Annotated in this window: 15 protein-coding genes, 2 pseudogenes and 1 riboswitch; of the genes and pseudogenes, 7 read left to right on the forward strand and 10 right to left on the reverse strand. The window is 62.7% G+C overall.

Annotated features, from left to right (window positions below; genetic code table 11):
- Positions 1-129: 129 nt before the first annotated feature.
- Entirely contained in the window at positions 130-795 is a 666-nt protein-coding gene (locus PSR88_RS22525; protein ID WP_016884154.1) for a DsbA family protein, read from the forward strand.
- Here the strand turns inward: PSR88_RS22525 and PSR88_RS22530 are convergent.
- Entirely contained in the window at positions 792-1247 is a 456-nt protein-coding gene (locus tag PSR88_RS22530) for a hypothetical protein (RefSeq protein WP_016884153.1), read from the reverse strand. The two genes, PSR88_RS22525 and PSR88_RS22530, sit on opposite strands and share 4 nt — an antisense overlap.
- 142 nt (positions 1248-1389) lie before the next feature.
- On the opposite strand from PSR88_RS22530, the gene PSR88_RS22535 reads away from it, so the two are divergent.
- Entirely contained in the window at positions 1390-2331 is a 942-nt protein-coding gene (locus PSR88_RS22535) for a DUF5996 family protein (protein ID WP_016884152.1), read from the forward strand.
- Between the two features lie 11 nt (positions 2332-2342).
- Here the strand turns inward: PSR88_RS22535 and PSR88_RS22540 are convergent, their stop codons facing one another.
- The 3 genes from PSR88_RS22540 to PSR88_RS22550 all read right to left on the reverse strand — a co-directional run bounded on the left by PSR88_RS22540 (position 2343) and on the right by PSR88_RS22550 (position 3844).
- Entirely contained in the window at positions 2343-3137 is a 795-nt protein-coding gene (locus tag PSR88_RS22540) for a CbtA family protein (protein ID WP_016884151.1), read from the reverse strand.
- Complete coding sequence (locus PSR88_RS22545) at positions 3128-3322, reverse strand: CbtB domain-containing protein (RefSeq protein WP_005244930.1); 195 nt, start codon at positions 3320-3322, stop codon at positions 3128-3130. Before PSR88_RS22545 ends, PSR88_RS22540 begins: the two co-directional genes overlap by 10 nt.
- A 22-nt stretch (positions 3323-3344) precedes the next feature.
- Positions 3345-3478, reverse strand: a riboswitch (cobalamin riboswitch).
- Positions 3479-3529: 51 nt separating this feature from the next.
- The gene (locus PSR88_RS22550; RefSeq protein ID WP_009477502.1) at positions 3530-3844 is read right to left on the reverse strand and encodes an antibiotic biosynthesis monooxygenase family protein; all 315 of its coding nucleotides are present in this window, start codon (positions 3842-3844) and stop codon (positions 3530-3532) included.
- 32 nt (positions 3845-3876) lie between these two features.
- Here PSR88_RS22550 and PSR88_RS22555 point away from each other — a divergent pair, with 32 nt between their 5' ends.
- The 5 genes and pseudogenes from PSR88_RS22555 (at position 3877) to PSR88_RS22575 (ending at position 7900) form a co-directional block, all read left to right on the forward strand.
- Positions 3877-4632, forward strand: coding sequence for an alpha/beta fold hydrolase (locus PSR88_RS22555; protein WP_016884150.1), 756 nt, complete (start codon positions 3877-3879; stop codon positions 4630-4632).
- 60 nt (positions 4633-4692) lie between these two features.
- Positions 4693-4885, forward strand: a pseudogene (locus PSR88_RS22560) (DNA-binding protein); the annotation flags it as partial.
- A 4-nt stretch (positions 4886-4889) separates the two neighbouring features.
- Complete coding sequence (locus PSR88_RS22565; RefSeq protein ID WP_157180194.1) at positions 4890-5195, forward strand: hypothetical protein; 306 nt, start codon at positions 4890-4892, stop codon at positions 5193-5195.
- A gap of 400 nt (positions 5196-5595) precedes the next feature.
- On the forward strand, positions 5596-6615 hold the full coding sequence (locus PSR88_RS22570; protein WP_016884149.1) for a methyltransferase: 1020 nt from the start codon (positions 5596-5598) through the stop codon (positions 6613-6615).
- A 58-nt stretch (positions 6616-6673) separates the two neighbouring features.
- A complete protein-coding gene (locus PSR88_RS22575) occupies positions 6674-7900 on the forward strand; it encodes an ATP-grasp domain-containing protein (RefSeq protein ID WP_016884148.1) in 1227 nt (408 codons plus the stop codon).
- On the opposite strand, the pseudogene PSR88_RS22580 reads toward PSR88_RS22575, so the two are convergent.
- The 6 genes and pseudogenes from PSR88_RS22580 to PSR88_RS22605 all read right to left on the reverse strand — a co-directional run.
- A pseudogene (locus PSR88_RS22580) lies at positions 7855-8049 on the reverse strand (transposase); the annotation flags it as partial. The gene PSR88_RS22575 and the pseudogene PSR88_RS22580 overlap by 46 nt on opposite strands.
- A gap of 94 nt (positions 8050-8143) precedes the next feature.
- Positions 8144-9403 carry an acetyl-CoA carboxylase biotin carboxylase subunit family protein gene (locus PSR88_RS22585; RefSeq protein ID WP_016884147.1) on the reverse strand — a complete coding sequence of 420 codons (1260 nt, stop codon included), beginning with the start codon at positions 9401-9403 and terminating at the stop codon, positions 8144-8146.
- Positions 9404-9528: 125 nt separating this feature from the next.
- Positions 9529-10347, reverse strand: coding sequence for an aminotransferase class IV (locus tag PSR88_RS22590; protein ID WP_411755670.1), 819 nt, complete (start codon positions 10345-10347; stop codon positions 9529-9531).
- 37 nt (positions 10348-10384) lie between these two features.
- Positions 10385-11311, reverse strand: coding sequence for a hypothetical protein (locus tag PSR88_RS22595; RefSeq protein WP_029539634.1), 927 nt, complete (start codon positions 11309-11311; stop codon positions 10385-10387).
- On the reverse strand, positions 11277-14717 hold the full coding sequence (locus PSR88_RS22600) for an ATP-binding cassette domain-containing protein (protein WP_016884145.1): 3441 nt from the start codon (positions 14715-14717) through the stop codon (positions 11277-11279). Before PSR88_RS22600 ends, PSR88_RS22595 begins: the two co-directional genes overlap by 35 nt.
- The gene (locus PSR88_RS22605; protein ID WP_016884144.1) at positions 14711-15763 is read right to left on the reverse strand and encodes a cupin domain-containing protein; all 1053 of its coding nucleotides are present in this window, start codon (positions 15761-15763) and stop codon (positions 14711-14713) included. Before PSR88_RS22605 ends, PSR88_RS22600 begins: the two co-directional genes overlap by 7 nt.
- Positions 15764-15892: the final 129 nt, after the last annotated feature.

Consider the following 15892-nt stretch of genomic DNA (forward strand, 5'->3'; position numbering starts at 1 on the left):
GCCGTGTCGATCCCCTCACCGTACCGTTCGGTCGAATCCGGCGTGCGGAAATGCAGCGCGGCGAACCAAGACAAACACCGCGTCGAACCTGGCGGAACAGAATGCACCATCGATTCGTTCCACTGAACTGTGAAGACACAGCAGAACACCGACAGCGACATCGAGATCGAGATCTGGTCCGACGTCGCCTGCCCCTGGTGCTACATCGGCAAGCACCGTTTCCTGTCGGCCCTCGCGGAGTTCGAGGGGCGCGACCGGGTGAACGTGGTGTGGCGGTCGTATCAGCTGTCGCCGGAGACACCGGTGGGGGAACGGCGCAGTGAACTCGACGCCCTGGTGGAGAGCAAGGGTATGCCCGCCGAGCAGGTCCGTCAGATGTTCGGTCACGTTGCGCGCACGGCGGCCGACGAGGGGCTGAGTCTCGACTTCGACACCGTGATCGCCGCCAACACCTTCGACGCCCACCGGTTGATCCACTTGGCGGGCGATGAGCGAGATGCCGTGGTGGAGGCACTGTTCCGTGCCCACTTCGGTGAGGGGGCCGTGATCGACGACCGCGAGGTGCTCGTCGACATCGCGTCGCGCGCCGGCCTCGACGCCGACACCGTGCGCGCCGAACTCGAGTCCGATGCCGGTGCGGACGCGGTCCGCGCCGACCTCGAGACCGCCCGTCGACTACAGGTGTCGGCGGTGCCGTTCTTCGTCGCCAACCGCCGCGTCGCCGTGTCCGGCGCGCAACCGAAGGACGTGTTCCTGCAGCTTCTGACCCAGGCGAGCGCGGTGCCGGTGAACTAGCGGCGCGTGAAGTACCGGTTGGCGTCGGGCCGGAACATGAGTGCCACCGCCGCGATCACCGCCACGAGATGGGTGAGCCGGGCGGTCGCGATCACCGCGGCGTCGAGGGTCAGGCCGGAGACGGCGGACATCGGGTCGTTGCCGGCCCACATCCAGGTGATCGGTTCCATCACGAGCGAAGCGACACCGAACACGCCGAGACCGATCGCGAGGGTGTTCCGCGCCCATGCCCTGCCACTGCGGAAACGGGTCATGACGAACAGCACCGCGCCGTAGACGACGATGCGGACCACGAGTTGCCGGGCGAGGCTGGCGACGTCGGCGGCCGGGCCCTCCAATGCCGGCGACGTGTGCGCGATGGCCTCGACCACGCCGGCGAACAGGGCGAGTCCGAGCAGCCAGTACGCGCGCTCGACCGGCTGCGGGACCGAGGGTGCAGTGCGAGTGGTCATGTCCCAATGCTGGTATCGGCGACGTCGCGGCACATCACTCCGGGGAGTGGAGGCCACCCCTACCCGGGTATCGGTGCGACACGCTTGCCATCACCCCGTACGAGGGGCACATTGAAATGCACGTCGTCGGCAGGGAGGCACTGTGCGCGAGCAGACACGGTCCGGAGATGCGTGGCCGGCGTTGAAGGTGGACGACTGGACGTCGACGCGGAACACCCTGCACATGTGGACGCAGATCGTCGGGAAGATCCGCTTGGCCCACGCACCGCTGATCAACCACTGGTGGCAGGTCCCGCTGTACGTGAGCCCCCGCGGTCTCACGACGTCGACGATTCCGTACGGCACCGACTGTTTCGACATCGAATTCGACTTCGCCGACCATCGACTGGTGATCCGCACCAGCACGGGCGGCACCGGGACGGTCGCCCTCGAACCGAAGTCGGTGGCCGATTTCTATGCGGAGACGATGGACACGCTGGCCGAACTGGGTGTGGCGACGACCATTCTGGCCCGGCCCAACGAGGTGGACCCCGCCGTCCCGTTCGCGGAGGACACGCAGCACTGTTCGTACGACGGTGAGTCGGTACACCAGTTCTGGCGGCAGCTCGTGCAGGCCGACCGCGTCCTGCACGAGTTCCGTTCCCATTTCATCGGGAAGGTCAGTCCCGTGCACTTCTTCTGGGGTGCGCTCGACCTGGCCTGTACGCGGTTCTCCGGAAGAACAGCACCGACTCATCCTGGGGGAGCACCGAACTGCGGCGACTGGGTGATGGTCGAGGGGTACTCGCATGAGCTGAGCAGCTGCGGTTTCTGGCCCGGTGGTGGCGTCGAAGGCGCGTTCTACGCGTACGCCTACCCGGAGCCGGACGGGTTCGCCGACTACCCGGTCGGGCCCGACGGAGCCTTCTACAGCAAGGAGAACGGCCAGTTCCTGCTGCCGTACGAGACCGTCCGCACCGCAGACGATCCCGATGCCGCACTGCTGAAGTTCCTGCACAGCACGTATGACGCGGCCGCCGAGCGGGGTGCCTGGGACCGGGCCGCCCTGGAGGCGGACCCGGCCCGATGGGACAAATCCCGCTGACGCCCTGTGGGTCAGGCGGCGTTCGCCGGCGCGGGCGCCGTGGCCCGGGTGGCGCGCTCCGTGAGGAACGCGAATGCCAGTCCGAGAACCAGCCACAACGTGGCCTGCGTCGCGAGGGACGACAGCCGGAACTGCCACAGCAGCACTGCGGGGAAGTCGTCGCCCACTTCGTCGACGGTGGGCAGCACGAGGTAGCCGATGGTCACCACCACGAGGAAGGCGAGAACCGGCGCCGCGATTCGCAGCGACAGGAATTCCTGCGCCGCGACGGCCTTCGCCGCGAAGACGGAGGCCACCACCGCGAGCAGACCCAGCACGACTGCGGCGAGCCACAGCCAGGTGCGCTGGGTGATCGTTTCGGGGTCTCCGACAGCCGGCGGGTTGGCGGGGTACTTGAAGAACGGCACCGCCTCGATTGCCAACCAGCCCAATGTGGCCAATGTCAGACCGAGCAACGGCCCGGACAGCGTCGTCACTCGACGTGCGTAATTCGCGACGACGGCGAAGATCGCCCCCAGAGCCAGGCCCGCAAGGGACGTGGCGAGGAACAGCCCGAAGCGCTGTCCGTCACGGCTGACCAGTGCCTCTTCCTCGTCGTGCGAGTGCCCGGACGGCTCGGCCGCCTGAGTGGCATCGTGCGAGTGGACTTCGGCTTCGGCGGCGCTGTTCGACTCTTCGATCGCGATGGCCGCATCGATGTGCGACTCACCGAGGACGAACGCGACGCCACCGGCCAGGATGCCTGCGATCAGGCCGGCCAGCAGGCCGCGGATGAGGAGTTTTGCGAAGGAATCGGTCAGTGGCATGGCAGACCCAGGAGGTGGCGGCCGTCGTGCATCAGTTCATGCATGTACATGCCACTGCGCGAAATCGCGCCCTGGTCGAAACCAACGAGGTAGAGAGCGAGCATCGCGAACAGAACGATCGCGAAAGAGATGACGGCGAGACGGGTCGTGTCGACCGACGAGCCGGGTGCGTAGGCGAGTGCCATAGTTCCTCCTGGGATTTCGCGTCCCCTAGGTCCAGGCGATGGCCGCAGTATCTGGCTGTCGAGGTGGCTCCCGTGAAGGACTACTCCGATTTACAGTGGCGCGACCGCTCCGGGATTGCACCGGATTCCTGCCGAACCATCGCTTTGTCCTGCGAACTTTTGCACCCGGCGGGCCGTCGTGTCAATCCTCCCGCTCGGCCCCGTCTCTCAGCCCTTGTTCGCTGCCGCGACGTCGAGAACGACCTCGAACTCCAGCAGCGACGCTCCGGACGCCACCGGCTTCTTCTGCTCACCCGCGTGTGCTTCCCGGGCCGGACCGTCGCGCCACGCCGCGAATGCCTCTTCGCTCTCCCACTGGGTGACGACGAAGTAGCGGTTCTCGCCCTTGACGGGGCGCAGAAGCTGGAATCCGAGGAAGCCGGGGGAGTTCTCCACGGCGTGCGCGCGCGCTGCGAAGCGCTTCTCGAGTTCGGGGCCTGAGCCCTCGGGGATTTCGATTGCGTTGATCTTTACCACTGCCATGCGGGCGAGATTACTCCGCTAGCGTCGGAGGGGTGGCAGGTGAGAGTGCGTTGCACGACGAGGGTGGGACGGGGCAGCAGATTCTGCTGTTGCACGGGCTGATGGGCAGCGCGCGGACCTGGGGTCGGCACGTGCCGTGGTTGCGCGAGCACGGCCACGTCTTCACGTTCGACGCCGCAGGTCACGGCAGGCCCGCACCGTCGCGGTTGACGACGGAAGCGTTCGTGGCAGATCTGGCCGCCGCACTCGCGCCCTTCGCCGAGCCGTGGGTGGTGATCGGTCATTCGATGGGCGCCCTGCACGCGTGGTGCCTGGCGGCCGAACACCCCGAGAAGGTGTCGGCGCTCGTGCTCGAAGACATGGCCCCCGACTTCCGGGGCCGGACCGCCGCGGACTGGGCGGCGATGATCTCGAACTGGCCGCAGCCGTTCGCGACACGGGAAGACCTTTTCGAGTTCTTCGGTCCGGTTGCCGGACAGTACTTCCTGGACTCGTTCGAGCAGCGCGCCGACGGCTGGTACCTGCACGGGGACGTCGACACGTTCCGCGACATCTCCGAGGAGTGGGGCGGCAGGCACTTCTGGGACCAGTGGGCGTCGATCACCGTTCCTGCCCTGCTGATCGAGGGGGAGTTCACGATCACCCCCGACGGTCAGATGCGGACCATGGCGGAGCGGCATCCCGGCGCCGAGTACGTCCGCATCGAGGACGCCGGGCACCTCGTCCACGACGACCAGCCGGAGCAGTACCGGAAAGTGGTCGAGGAGTTCCTCCACGGGCTGGGCTGAGAGCCACCTCGTCCGCTGCGCAGGAGATTGTGTTCGTTTTTTTCGCTTCATGGTTGAGGTATGGCCGCTCGGATGAACCACACGGTGTTGCCGCCGGGCGCCGACGATCGGGACCGTCTCACCCGCGTTGAAGTATGTTATCGCTGGTCAGGATGATGTGACGATCTCGACTCCGGAGGGTTCGGCGCCGTTGCCGGACAGTGTCCGGAGGCTGCTCGTCGCAGCGGTCACGGCTCTGGATCGGGGGCAGAGCAACCGTGGCTGCCTGTCGGGTGGTTCTCGACGCGTGCGTCCGGCTTCCGCAGCTGGCCGACGAGCAGATCGACTCGTTGCCGCCCGAGGTGCGGCAGACGTACCGGCAGCTTCGTGCGGTGGATCCGGCCGAACTGGTGCGGTTTCTCGGGCATACCGATCTGGTGAATGCGGCGTGGGCATTCCTGATGCCGGTGTGTGTGGACGGGGATCTGCTGTCGGCATGGCCGAATGTGGATCCCGACTTCCGGGCGGTACTGGCGCAGAAGTGGGTGCGTGACAACCACTGTCAGATGACTGTTGACTGTTGACGGTTGGGAAAGTGAGGCGGTTGAGGCCGCCCTTGCCGGGCCGGTGCCGGCTCATCCTCTGTGGGTGCATTTCGACCAGGATGGTCGCCCCATAGGTCGAGGCGCTCTACGTACTCGACGCCTCGGCGCTGGAGGGCGGTCTGTGGCAGCCGAACGATCCCCGGTACGTGTGCCCGGTCCTCGTGCATCTCGTCGACGGGCGTTGGCTGGTGCGAAATCCGGGGTCGGAGTCGGACCCTGCGAGTACCACCTGAACCTACGTCGGTGCGGGCGGGGGTGGATGGTTGCCAGCCCCTGGGTATCTATCGCGCGATGCGGTGAAACCTCACGCTGGTTGAACGCCCGGCAGTCCGGGAGTTCCACGTATTGCTGTACTCCACGACCTATTCGAAGGCGCACAATGTATTTCGACTTCCGTGACAAGCCCGACCGTCTCTGTGTCAAAGAAATGGTTCATGGCTACAACATATCCAGCTGCTTGTTCGTAGCCGTCGAGCTGGAGCTCGCCGATCTGCTGGCGGCGGGCCCAATGGCGCTTGCCGACCTCGCCCAACGAAGCGGCACTGATCCCGATGCGCTGAAGCGGATCCTCCGCCTACTCATGAGCGCGGGGATCTTCTCCGTGGACGAGCAGGACAGATGCGCACTCACGCCGCGAGCCGAATTCTTGCGCAGGGATAATCCGGAATCGATCGCAAGCGAGGTGGAGCTCTTTGCCGGCGCAGAAACGTACCTGGCCTGGAGCGAGCTGCTCCAATGCGCACGTACGGGACAGACAGGATTCGGCCAGTTCTTCGGCAAATCCCTCTTCGAGTACCTGGCCGAGCACCCCGACTCCGCCCAGCGCTTCCATCTGGGCTGGCACGAGATCTCGATCCGCGCCGGTCTCGAGACCGCGGAAGCGATCGATTTCACGGACAATCGGCACGTCGTCGATGTCGGCGGTGGCTATGGCATCGTGACCGCCCAGCTGTTGCGCAAACACGATCATCTGCGGGGCACGATTTACGACTTGGAGTTCTCGCTGGCCAGGGCCGGTCACACGTTGCGGGAATATGGCGTCGATGAGCGGTGTGGCATTGTGCCCGGCGACGGTTTCACAGAGGTGCCTGGCGGGGGCGACGTCCACCTGCTCAAGAGCGTTCTTCACACGATGAACGACGACGACTCGGTACGCGTCCTCATCAATTGCGCGAACGCACTCGAGCCCGGCGGCAGGATCCTGGTCCTGGAGCGGGTGATCAGCGGGGACGGCGGATACGTCTGGGGAAATGTGGTAGACGTCGCCATGCTGGTCATGACGGGCGGCCGGGAGCGAACGATTCAGGACTACGCGCGCCTATACGAGCGCGCAGGCCTCGAACTCACCGGCAGTACGCTCCTGCCCTGCGGCTTCAGCGTAATCGAGGGCCGGAAGTGAGACCGGCCGGACGAGCGCAACCTCCGGGAATCAGCGGACCTCGAGGAGCTGGGTCGGCATGGCTCACATTTTGATCGTCGGCGGACATGACGAGACTTTCCGAAGGATCGAAGATCTACCGGTCGAGCTGTCTGTGTTTCAGAATTCCGAATCGGTCACCGCGCGGCAGGCCAGGCGCGCCCACCGGCTGTGCGTATTCGATTACCGCAACCAGGCAGAGGCGCTCAGCATGGCGCAGGAGCTGCACGAGGTTGAACCCGTCGATGCCGTCGTGTCATTCACCGAGCACGGCCTCATGCCGGCCGCCGTGATCAAAGAGGCATTGGGCATCAAGGGCAATGCGCGGGAAGCCGTCCGGTTGACCCGCGACAAGATCGCCATGCGCGAGCACCTGGCCGGCCGTGATCTCGGAGCTGTGCTGACCCGAAGCTGCGATTCGGCCTCCGAGGTACGGAGCTTTCTTCGGTCAGTGGGCGGCCCGATCATCGTCAAGCCGGCTGAAGGCGCCGGCAGCTCCGGTGTTTTTCGCGTCTCCAGCCTTGACCAGGTCGAATCCGCATTCGCCTGCTCTCGCGGCGAGTGCCCCGGGCCGACCCTCGTCGAAGAGTTCATCGACGGCCCCGAATACAGCGTCGAATCCTTCACCACGGATGGCCGGCACGACATCATCGCGGTGACCGCAAAAACCACCACCGGCCCGCCACGGTATATCGAAACCGGTCATCTGATGCCGGCCGCGCTCGCGGCATCGGCCCTTGCCGAGCTCCGCCGTCTCGTCACCGATTTCCTCAGTTCGATCGGTCATTCCTTCGGGCCGGCTCATACCGAAGTGCGTATCGGTTCGGCCGGGCCCCGGATCATCGAGGGCAATACCCGTCCTGGAGGCGATTTCATTTGGGAGCTGGTGCACCGTGCGATGGGTCGCGATCTGGTCCGGGAGTCGATCTGTCATCTTGCCGGGCTGCCGCCGCAATCGCGAGCACCCGGGCGCGGTGCAGGCTGCGTCGCATTCTTTGGTTACGAGAATGTGGTGATCGAACGCGTGCAGGGCATCGAAGCCGCGCGTCAGGTCGAGGGGGTCATCCGGTTGCAGTGTTCTCTCGAACCAGGGCAACACCTCGGTCCGCTCCGGTCCTCTGCGGATCGTCAAGGTGTCATAGTCGCGGTCGGCACTGATCTCGTGGACGCCGAGCGCCGGTTGGCTGAGGCGCAGGCTCGGATTCGGGTGGAGACGAGCGTCTACGTAGATCTCGCACTATCTGCCACTGGTGTGGCTGATGGTTGAGATGTACGTGTGTCGCGGCTACCCGCATCACCGTGTGGTGGTGTGGGTTGGACCGTGTCCCACACCGACGCTTGTGGTGCAGGAACATGCTGTGTCGGAGTCACCCCCGCCCGCGGTGTCACGGTGCGGAGGCTGCGGCGGACCCGGCGACAAATACGAGAATCCGATAGATAGCTTTAGATAAATTGACAACAGCTGACAGCCCTCTCCCGCACTGACCGGGCAGATTCACGTTCTGTCCGGTCAGCCAGGTGTGGGGCGTTGCGTGGGCTGCTCAATCGGTACGACTTGCACGGTCGTCAGGATTTCGCGAATGAGTGAGGTCACTTCAGAGCTCGACCGGCCGGCGACGATGCCGCTGACGGGCAATTCGAAATCGAAATAGCTTACGGTCTCCGGAAGAGAAGCGCCCGCCTCCAGTTCCTTCCATCGAACAACGTCTGGGTGGGCCTGAAACCGTTCCCCACCCGATATCGCGCAGTACCGCGACGGAAGCAGGTGACCCGGGAACATGAAATCCCCGTAGACCGTACTGCTCGCCGTACTTTCGAACCACCGTTTCAGTGGATTGATTTCGAGAGGTGACCAATCGAGGTTGCAGGCCAAACCGGCCGCGACCAAGTCGATGCCTGTGGCAAGCCTGAATGTCTCCTTGATATGTCCGCCGCCAGGGCGGGCGCCGACCTCCAGGAAAACCATTCCATCTGCGGCCTCGATCATTTCGAGATGGAATGGGCCATTGTCGATACCCACGGCCCGAAGGTACTCGACCGCTACCTTGCAACGCCCACCGTCGTCGTCGACTTGAATCGATCCCTGCGGAACTCCCTGGGCAAACTCGAGGCAAGTGCCCAGATATCTGCTGGCGACGATCGCCACCGGCGCACCGGCAAGCATCACGCCATCGAAGTGGAAGATCGGCCCCTCCACATATTCTTCGAGCTGGAAGCGTTCCGGATCCCAGTCCTCCAGACCCGTAGGGTGGTTGAGAATCGCAGTGCCGGCGTCAGCGTAGGTGGCGAAAACGAAAACATCCTTGCTGGCGGTTCCATCGAGTGGTTTGAGCACCGTCTTCCCAGCCCAGGGAGTGACATCGGCGGAGGAAGCGGTGAGCGCCTCATCGCAGCGAACAAATCTGGGCACGCGAAGTCCGCATCCTGCGACTGCGGCTTTCATCGCTACCTTGTCGTTCACGATGTGGACCTGCTCCGGTGATACTCCTTCTACTCCGAGGCTCCGTCTTATCTGCGCTGCCTCCATCATCTCGTACTGGGAGACGCTGATGACTCGGCCGAAGGCATCGTCGGGGGAGAACAGGGTGCGAACTTCCTCGGCCAGACCCGCTCGACCCGGGCGTTCAACCCTCGTGCAAGGAAGTTCGGGCGGCACGGTCGCAAGTTGCGCACTCGAGCCCACGTAGACGACATCGTGAATTCCATGATCGATTACACGATGGTATTCGATGAAGGAATACGGAACGCGATGGAGAATGAGCAGTTTCATTCAGAAGACCCCACTGGATGGAATATCGTTCGGCGAAATGGACTTTCACCTTCCAGTACTATCCCGGGCCGACGGCCGTGAAACTAGGAACCCTGGGGGGAAGGATGACCCACCTTGCTTGGTCGTCATCGGATCGCGGACCGGCCGTTGGTCAAGTGCCGATACTCGGTTGCAATCGCATCGACCACTGCGGACTTCGCATACCGGATCTCGTCGATGCCGGAAACCTCCATGATTTCGATCGCAGTCCCGCACAGAAACGCGGCGTCGAACGATCCGATCTCGTCGTAGGCGATGTCGCGTTCCGTTACCGAGAGCTTCAGTCGCGGACACAGCTCATCGATTATCACCCTTCGGGTAATTCCGTCGAGGGCCAATTCGGCAGTCGGCGTGAACAATGCGTTTCCCTTGACGAAGAACACGTTCGAGCCGCTCGACTCGCACACAGCGTCGGCTGTCGAGAGGAAGAGCACATCATCGTAGCCGTCGGCCCGCCCGCGGTGGCTCAAGTAGCTCAACGCGTAGGTAGACGACGTTTTCGCCTGATACGGGTGGCACGAGGCGGGTGCACGCCGCCACGTTGCCGTCGAGAGCCGATATTGCTCCGCGGCCGAATTCGAAGGAAAGGGCAGGGCGAACAGGACCACCTTGCTGGAAGAGCCCTGCGCCTTGAAACTCACATCGGTGTCGTCATAGAAGACCAAGCACTTGATGTACGCATCGGCCAGATCGTTGGCCCTCACCAATTCGTGGCACGCGTCGGCCAAGTCCGCATTCGAATAGTGCACGGTGTGCCCGAACAACTCGGCGGACCGTCGCAACCTCGCTATGTGGTCGTCGCATTTGAAGATGCTGCCGCCGTATGTGCGGATACCGTCGAACACCGAGGTGGCATACGACAACCCATGGGTGGCAGGTGACAGGATCACCTCGTCGAATCGCACGCATCTTCCATCTGCCCAAGCTATTTCGCTGATCATCTCAGTCTCCATGTCGCGATCTCGCGTAGTCTTGCATCGCCTGTGTACGCTGTGTGTTGACCGGAATCAGCCAGTTGTCCAGGTCGACAATGTGAATTGCGCCCACCCGGACCTTCGCGTCGATGGCGCCTCGGCCGAGACAGACGTCCGCGAAACCCAGCCGATCCGCGAAATGATACATTTGGTAGTAGTCGGCGATATACAGATTCAACCCACGCGGAATTCGGTCATGGTCCAGTCCCCGAACGAGTTTCGTAAACACGCCACGGTGATCGTCGGCGTAGCTCAGTGATCCGGCCAACGGAGTATTCGAATACTTGTCGTAGTCCAGCTTCACGAAGTATTTCTCACCTTCGGACGAGCGTGCCAGCATACGCAGCACATCGCTCGTATAGAGGTTCTTGGCGTGTCCGTACTTGGCCACATTCAAGGCCTGAAGGCAGGCGAAATCGCGCAGGACCCGATTGTCTTCTGCCACGTCCGAGAGACGGTGTATCTCGGTTGTGCACGCCGCTTCGGCCTTCCTCGTGAGCCTGACGATTGATTTGTATTGGCTGGCTCCTACCGCGGTTCGCAGGGCGAGGTCCACACTTCGCGAAGACCGGAAGAATGCCGCCTTCATGAATGGAACTGCAATGACGTCGGCGCGCCGACAGCGATCGGATCTGCGAAGGGAAGGGACCAACAACCAGTCGGCGGTTGACGCCAGGCTCGACAACTCCGCCAATGTCCGATCGTCGGGCTCGTCGCACACGGGCATGTAGAAGTATCCGGGTGCGACGTACGCTCGCTCGTGATGCAGGGCGTCATTGCTCCTCACGCTGCCCTGGAGTACCGCGTTCCAGTGCGCGATGTTCCTCAGCGGAAGTTGTGGCCGTGGAACGTTGTGACTGTTACAGAACGCATCGCGTTGGGGCAGCCATTCCATGGTCTTCCTCCTGTCCATTCCAGTTCCGATCGGCTGTCGTGTGCGACTGGCCAGAATCCTCGAGGAGGCGTCGCTGGCCGTTGAAGTGGAAGACTCGGTTGGCAAGTTCGGTCAGCTCGGGATTGTGCGTGATGATGAAGAAGAGCGTGTCCGGCAAGGCAGAGATCACGGCCTGCAATATCGAGAGCTCCGCTGTTGTACTCAACTCGGAAGTCGCTTCGTCGAGAATTGCGACCGCCGGGCGATTGATCAACAGGTCGAGGAGCGCCAGCCGCTGCAGTTCCGTCTTGCTCAGATTCAACTGACCGGTGGCAGGGACGGGCTCGTCGAATCCGGACGGTAGTCGCCCGACGACGTCTGCCACGTCGAGATAGTCGACGACGCGAGCCAATTCGAGCGGTAACGGGCTGTTGAAGTGTTCGATCAATCTGCCCGGCTTGAAGATCGGACTCGACGTCAGGAGGAGGATGTCTTCGGCGTGGGAATTCGAGACGTATCCCGTCGTCCGGCCCAATGTCGAGAGGACGCCTGTTGTCGGCTGCAGACTGCCCACAACCAACTTCGCAAATGTCGACTTACCGACCCCGCTCGGGCCCATGACGACCACGACGTCTCGGCTGGCAAAGGACTCGGAAAGCTCTTCCAGTAGCACCGCCCCGGTGTGCGGCGCGACGTACGTTACCTCCGAAAACGATACGAGCGCTGCGTCTTCAACTGCTGAGCCGGTCCAGCACTGCGCCGGGCCGGTCGGAGGCGTGAGGAGACGATCCGCGCTGTCGAGAACCTGTCTGAGGTCCACCAGGCAACGGCCCACTCGGGCGAAGACAGCGATGAGGCTGTACGAGAGACTGAGCGCGAGAACACCGCTGAGACCGGATCCGCCGCCGGCCTGGACAAACACGGTTGAACCGACGACGACCGACAGGAAGAGCACACCCATCAAATCGAGCTTGTAATTGAACCAGCGGCGCGCGCCCGCATTGTCCATCGAAGCGAAGGCGCGATTCATCAAACTCTTGTTCAGCCAATTGACGAGGGCCGAGTTGTCGCGTGCCAAGTCGAATCTCGCTGAGCTCCAGGTAATGGCCTCGACCCGCTCCAACACGGTCGACGTCGTACCGATCTCTCTATCGTTGAAGTCCTGCAGTCGCCTTCCCGATCGCTTCGAACTGTGCCAGTAGGCGAAGCACATCCCGACAAGGGGCAGCAGGACGAAAATGTTCTTGCTCAATACGAACGCGGCGGTCGTGAGCAGCAATGTAACCGCACCCAGCGTATTCAGAAGTACTTCTGGCAGAAGTTCGTCGATACGTCGTTGATCCCAGGTCAGTTTGCTCTGATAGTCCTGATCGACCTCGTCGAAGGCCGGCCTGGGCTTTGGACTCATGACGGTCGAGAAGTAATTCCGACATTTGCGGGATGCCGCCACGATGCTGCGTTTGACTATGAACAGGGAGGTGAAAATCGACAGGAGGGCCCCGGCGGACAGTGCGGCGATGAGGGTTGTCGCTGCTGTCCGCGCATTCGTGGTCGAAATTCCGCTGGCAGCTGTGTAGTCACCGACAATCGTCAGAACGTCGCGGCACGCAAACAGGACGCATGCGACAACCGCGACCTTCGCGACGCCCAGGCTCATCAGACTGCGGCGTGACGAAGTCGAGAGTTCCGCTCGGTCCACGCCCTGGGGACGGCGAGCGACCGACCGATCCTCTCGAGCGAGAAGCCTTTTGCGTTCTCGAGCAGGATTCGCCGCACGTGGTGTGAGGTTTCGCATCACCTCCACGACTTCGCCTCCGGCCACTACCCATATCTCGTCTGCAGCATCTTTTTCATCGGGCTTGTCCGTTGCATAAATGACCGTGGTGTCGTGCCACGGCCCGCGCAGAAGGGAGGCCAACAGCCCATTCGCCAGGTCGTCGTCCAGCCCTGCTGTGGGCTGATCCAGGTAAACGAACTTCGGTTCGGCCAGTATTGCCCGTGCCAGTTCCAGCCGCTTCCCCTGCCCGCGGGACACGTTCCAGCCCTCGGTCCGGTCGCGTGACTTGCTCGAGAGGTAGTCGCCGTAGAAGGTTCCGGGAAGTCGGGACAGTGCCAGGGCTCGACGGGCCTCGTCGTCGGTGAATTCGCTTCGATAGAGACACAAATTCTCGTAGAGCCCGCCAGGGAATATCCACGGTTCATCCGGTACGAAGAACGTTTTGCTGTTCACCTGGCTGCTGTGGCGTGCACCGATTTTCAGAACGGACGTCTTGCCACTGCCTGCGACGCCGACGACGGCGATGTGCTTCGCCGTTGTTGCCGGTAGGCGCGTTGCGGTCGCATCGGTGTCCAGCGAGTGCGGACTGGATAGATACTTCGCAACGTTGGTGTGCCCGACAATGCCCTGGGACAGACTCTGAACAATGAAGGGGATATTGTTGGCGACGGATTTCAAGCCTCCGACCAGCGCCATTGTGGACAACAGGCCTGCTGGATCGACGTAACCAACGTGGGCCAGCTGGGTAAACACCGCGGCAAGCATGGCAACGATCGGAGTGAGTGTCGATATGAGGTTGATCCGCGCGATGAGACGCGCCGCTTTCAGGAGCGCGCGCTCCTCGCCATCTCGCTTGTCGGCATAGCGCCGAAAGAGTTCGTCGTTCCAGTTCTTGAGCCACGCGAGCAGGCGATTGTTCAGCGAAAACAGGCCGACTTCGATGCGATCTGCCGCCGTCGCCGACAGTGCAGCGTGCGCGGCATTCAATTGTTTGGCGTTCCAGTAGATCACCGCGGAACTGACGAGAATCACCGACAGGGCCGCCAGAGCGCTCAGTCCCAACGCCACGAAGAAGTACGCGGAGGTAAAGGTGATGGTTGCGAGTGCTAGAATGATGAAAATGATTCCCGACCAAGCATTTTCGACGCGTGCTGCCTCCCGGTCCAGAAGGGTGACCAGGTCGGCCGGTTGGTCGGAAGGGGCAATGCTGCGTTTCTTGTGCAGCAGCCTTTGTTCGATGTATGTCCGGGCTCCGATGCCTACCACGTCGGCTTGCATGAAGGTGTGATTCAATGCAAGCCACGCCAAGTAGGTCAGCACGATGCAGGTGATACCAAGCGTGAGGTTCGTCGTGAGTGCTGAATCGCCGGTGACGAGGTGCTGGATAAGCGATTTCAGCGTGATCGCAGCACCGAAGGCGCATCCTGCATTGACCGCGATGGCCACGAGCCCGAGCATGATGTCACGACGAAGTCCGCCGAAGACGGATCTGCTCAGTCGCTCGCCTCGGAGCGCGTTCACGCTGTCCCGCTGCGCCGCGTCACACCACCGCTGCCATCTGGCAAGGTGCGAGGCGTTGGGCACAGGGTCGAGTCGAGTTCGGGGTTTGGGAACCTCGAACCAGACGACTTTCCTGAGGACGCTCAGCATGTGGAGTACGTGGGGACCGCCGTGTCTGCCAGGGCGATCGACGCGATTCTGTCGCACAATTGCGTGATCATCTTCCATCCCTCGGCGAGTGCTTCGCGGAGTTCTCGAATCTCGGCCGGCGTTGCGCGATCGAGCAGATCGATCCCCATACTCACGTGCTGGCCGTCGTCTTCTCCGTGTTCTTGGAAGTGCGGAATTGCCGGAAACGCTCGCGCCGCTTCCCGGTGCCAGATTTCGCCACTACCTTCAAGCACCACATGCATCAGCAGAGTGCGCACCATGTCGCTCCGGTACAGCATTTGATGCCTGAACCACTCCATTGTCGATACGAACGTCTCATCGGTGACCGGCGCGTGCGCTGATCCCCGTTGGTTGCGCAGGTTGTCGTTATGGCCCAGTTCCTCGACCAGATGGTCGAGCGCCACCTGCTTGTGCGCCGTATCGGTGGTCATCGCGACACGCAGGTGCAGCAGGTCCTGAAACACGTCCGACCAGGTCTGCTGGCAGTCGAGCAGCCGTTCCCGAACGTGGGGGTCGTCGAACGAGGGGTCATCGATCAGCCGCAACAGGCTGCTGGTACCAAATTGCTGCAGGTACTTCTCGTTGTCCGCCAGGAGCACAGCCGCCCGATTCGGTACCTCGCCTGCAAACACCGCGTTGGGCTTCTCGGCGTCCTCGTAGAGTGCCTTGCCGTTGAACTGGATCGAGAGCGCCCAGAAACCGTCCCGGGTTCCTTCGAAGCCGTGCCAGGAGTCGCCGGGGACGAGGATCATGTCTCCCGCACCGACCTCCCGCTCAGCACTGCCCATCGTTCGTCCGGAACCCTCGCAGATCAGGATCAGACTGGGCTCCGGGTGCTTGTGCACCGCCAGCACCTCACCGCACTCCAACCTGACCCAGCTGATCGCCAAATTGCTGGAGGCAGGAATGAATTGCGCCAACTGAGGGTGTTGGCTGAATATCTTGACGACACCCAGGTTGTGGACGCTCCCGCCGACAACGGCTTCGTTGATCGTCTCGAGTGCGCTTCTGGCGATTATGTGCATAGATTTCTTCCTTCTGTGGGATCGACCTGCCTCGAGTTCTGTATCGCTCCCAATCCTGGGCACGTGCCTGCGGGCGGAACAGGCACCCCAGGGTTGAAAACGTCACCCCCCCAGCGGAAAGGGTGTCGA

The organism is Rhodococcus sp. DK176 (genome assembly GCF_038447315.2).
Lineage (GTDB): Bacteria > Actinomycetota > Actinomycetes > Mycobacteriales > Mycobacteriaceae > Rhodococcus_F > Rhodococcus_F jostii_A.

Excerpts from the sequence above, each read along its gene's own strand:
- PSR88_RS22595 (WP_029539634.1), bottom strand. The coding sequence starts at position 11,311 with ATGGAATGGCTGCCCCAACGCGATGCGTTCTGTAACAGTCACAACGTT.
- PSR88_RS22605 (WP_016884144.1), bottom strand. The coding sequence starts at position 15,763 with ATGCACATAATCGCCAGAAGCGCACTCGAGACGATCAACGAAGCCGTT.
- PSR88_RS22540 (WP_016884151.1), bottom strand. The coding sequence starts at position 3,137 with ATGCCACTGACCGATTCCTTCGCAAAACTCCTCATCCGCGGCCTGCTG.
- PSR88_RS22530 (WP_016884153.1), bottom strand. The coding sequence starts at position 1,247 with ATGACCACTCGCACTGCACCCTCGGTCCCGCAGCCGGTCGAGCGCGCG.
- PSR88_RS22570 (WP_016884149.1), top strand. The coding sequence starts at position 5,596 with ATGTATTTCGACTTCCGTGACAAGCCCGACCGTCTCTGTGTCAAAGAA.
- PSR88_RS22575 (WP_016884148.1), top strand. The coding sequence starts at position 6,674 with ATGGCTCACATTTTGATCGTCGGCGGACATGACGAGACTTTCCGAAGG.
- PSR88_RS22585 (WP_016884147.1), bottom strand. The coding sequence starts at position 9,403 with ATGAAACTGCTCATTCTCCATCGCGTTCCGTATTCCTTCATCGAATAC.
- PSR88_RS22545 (WP_005244930.1), bottom strand. The coding sequence starts at position 3,322 with ATGGCACTCGCCTACGCACCCGGCTCGTCGGTCGACACGACCCGTCTC.
- PSR88_RS22550 (WP_009477502.1), bottom strand. The coding sequence starts at position 3,844 with ATGGCAGTGGTAAAGATCAACGCAATCGAAATCCCCGAGGGCTCAGGC.
- PSR88_RS22600 (WP_016884145.1), bottom strand. The coding sequence starts at position 14,717 with ATGCTGAGCGTCCTCAGGAAAGTCGTCTGGTTCGAGGTTCCCAAACCC.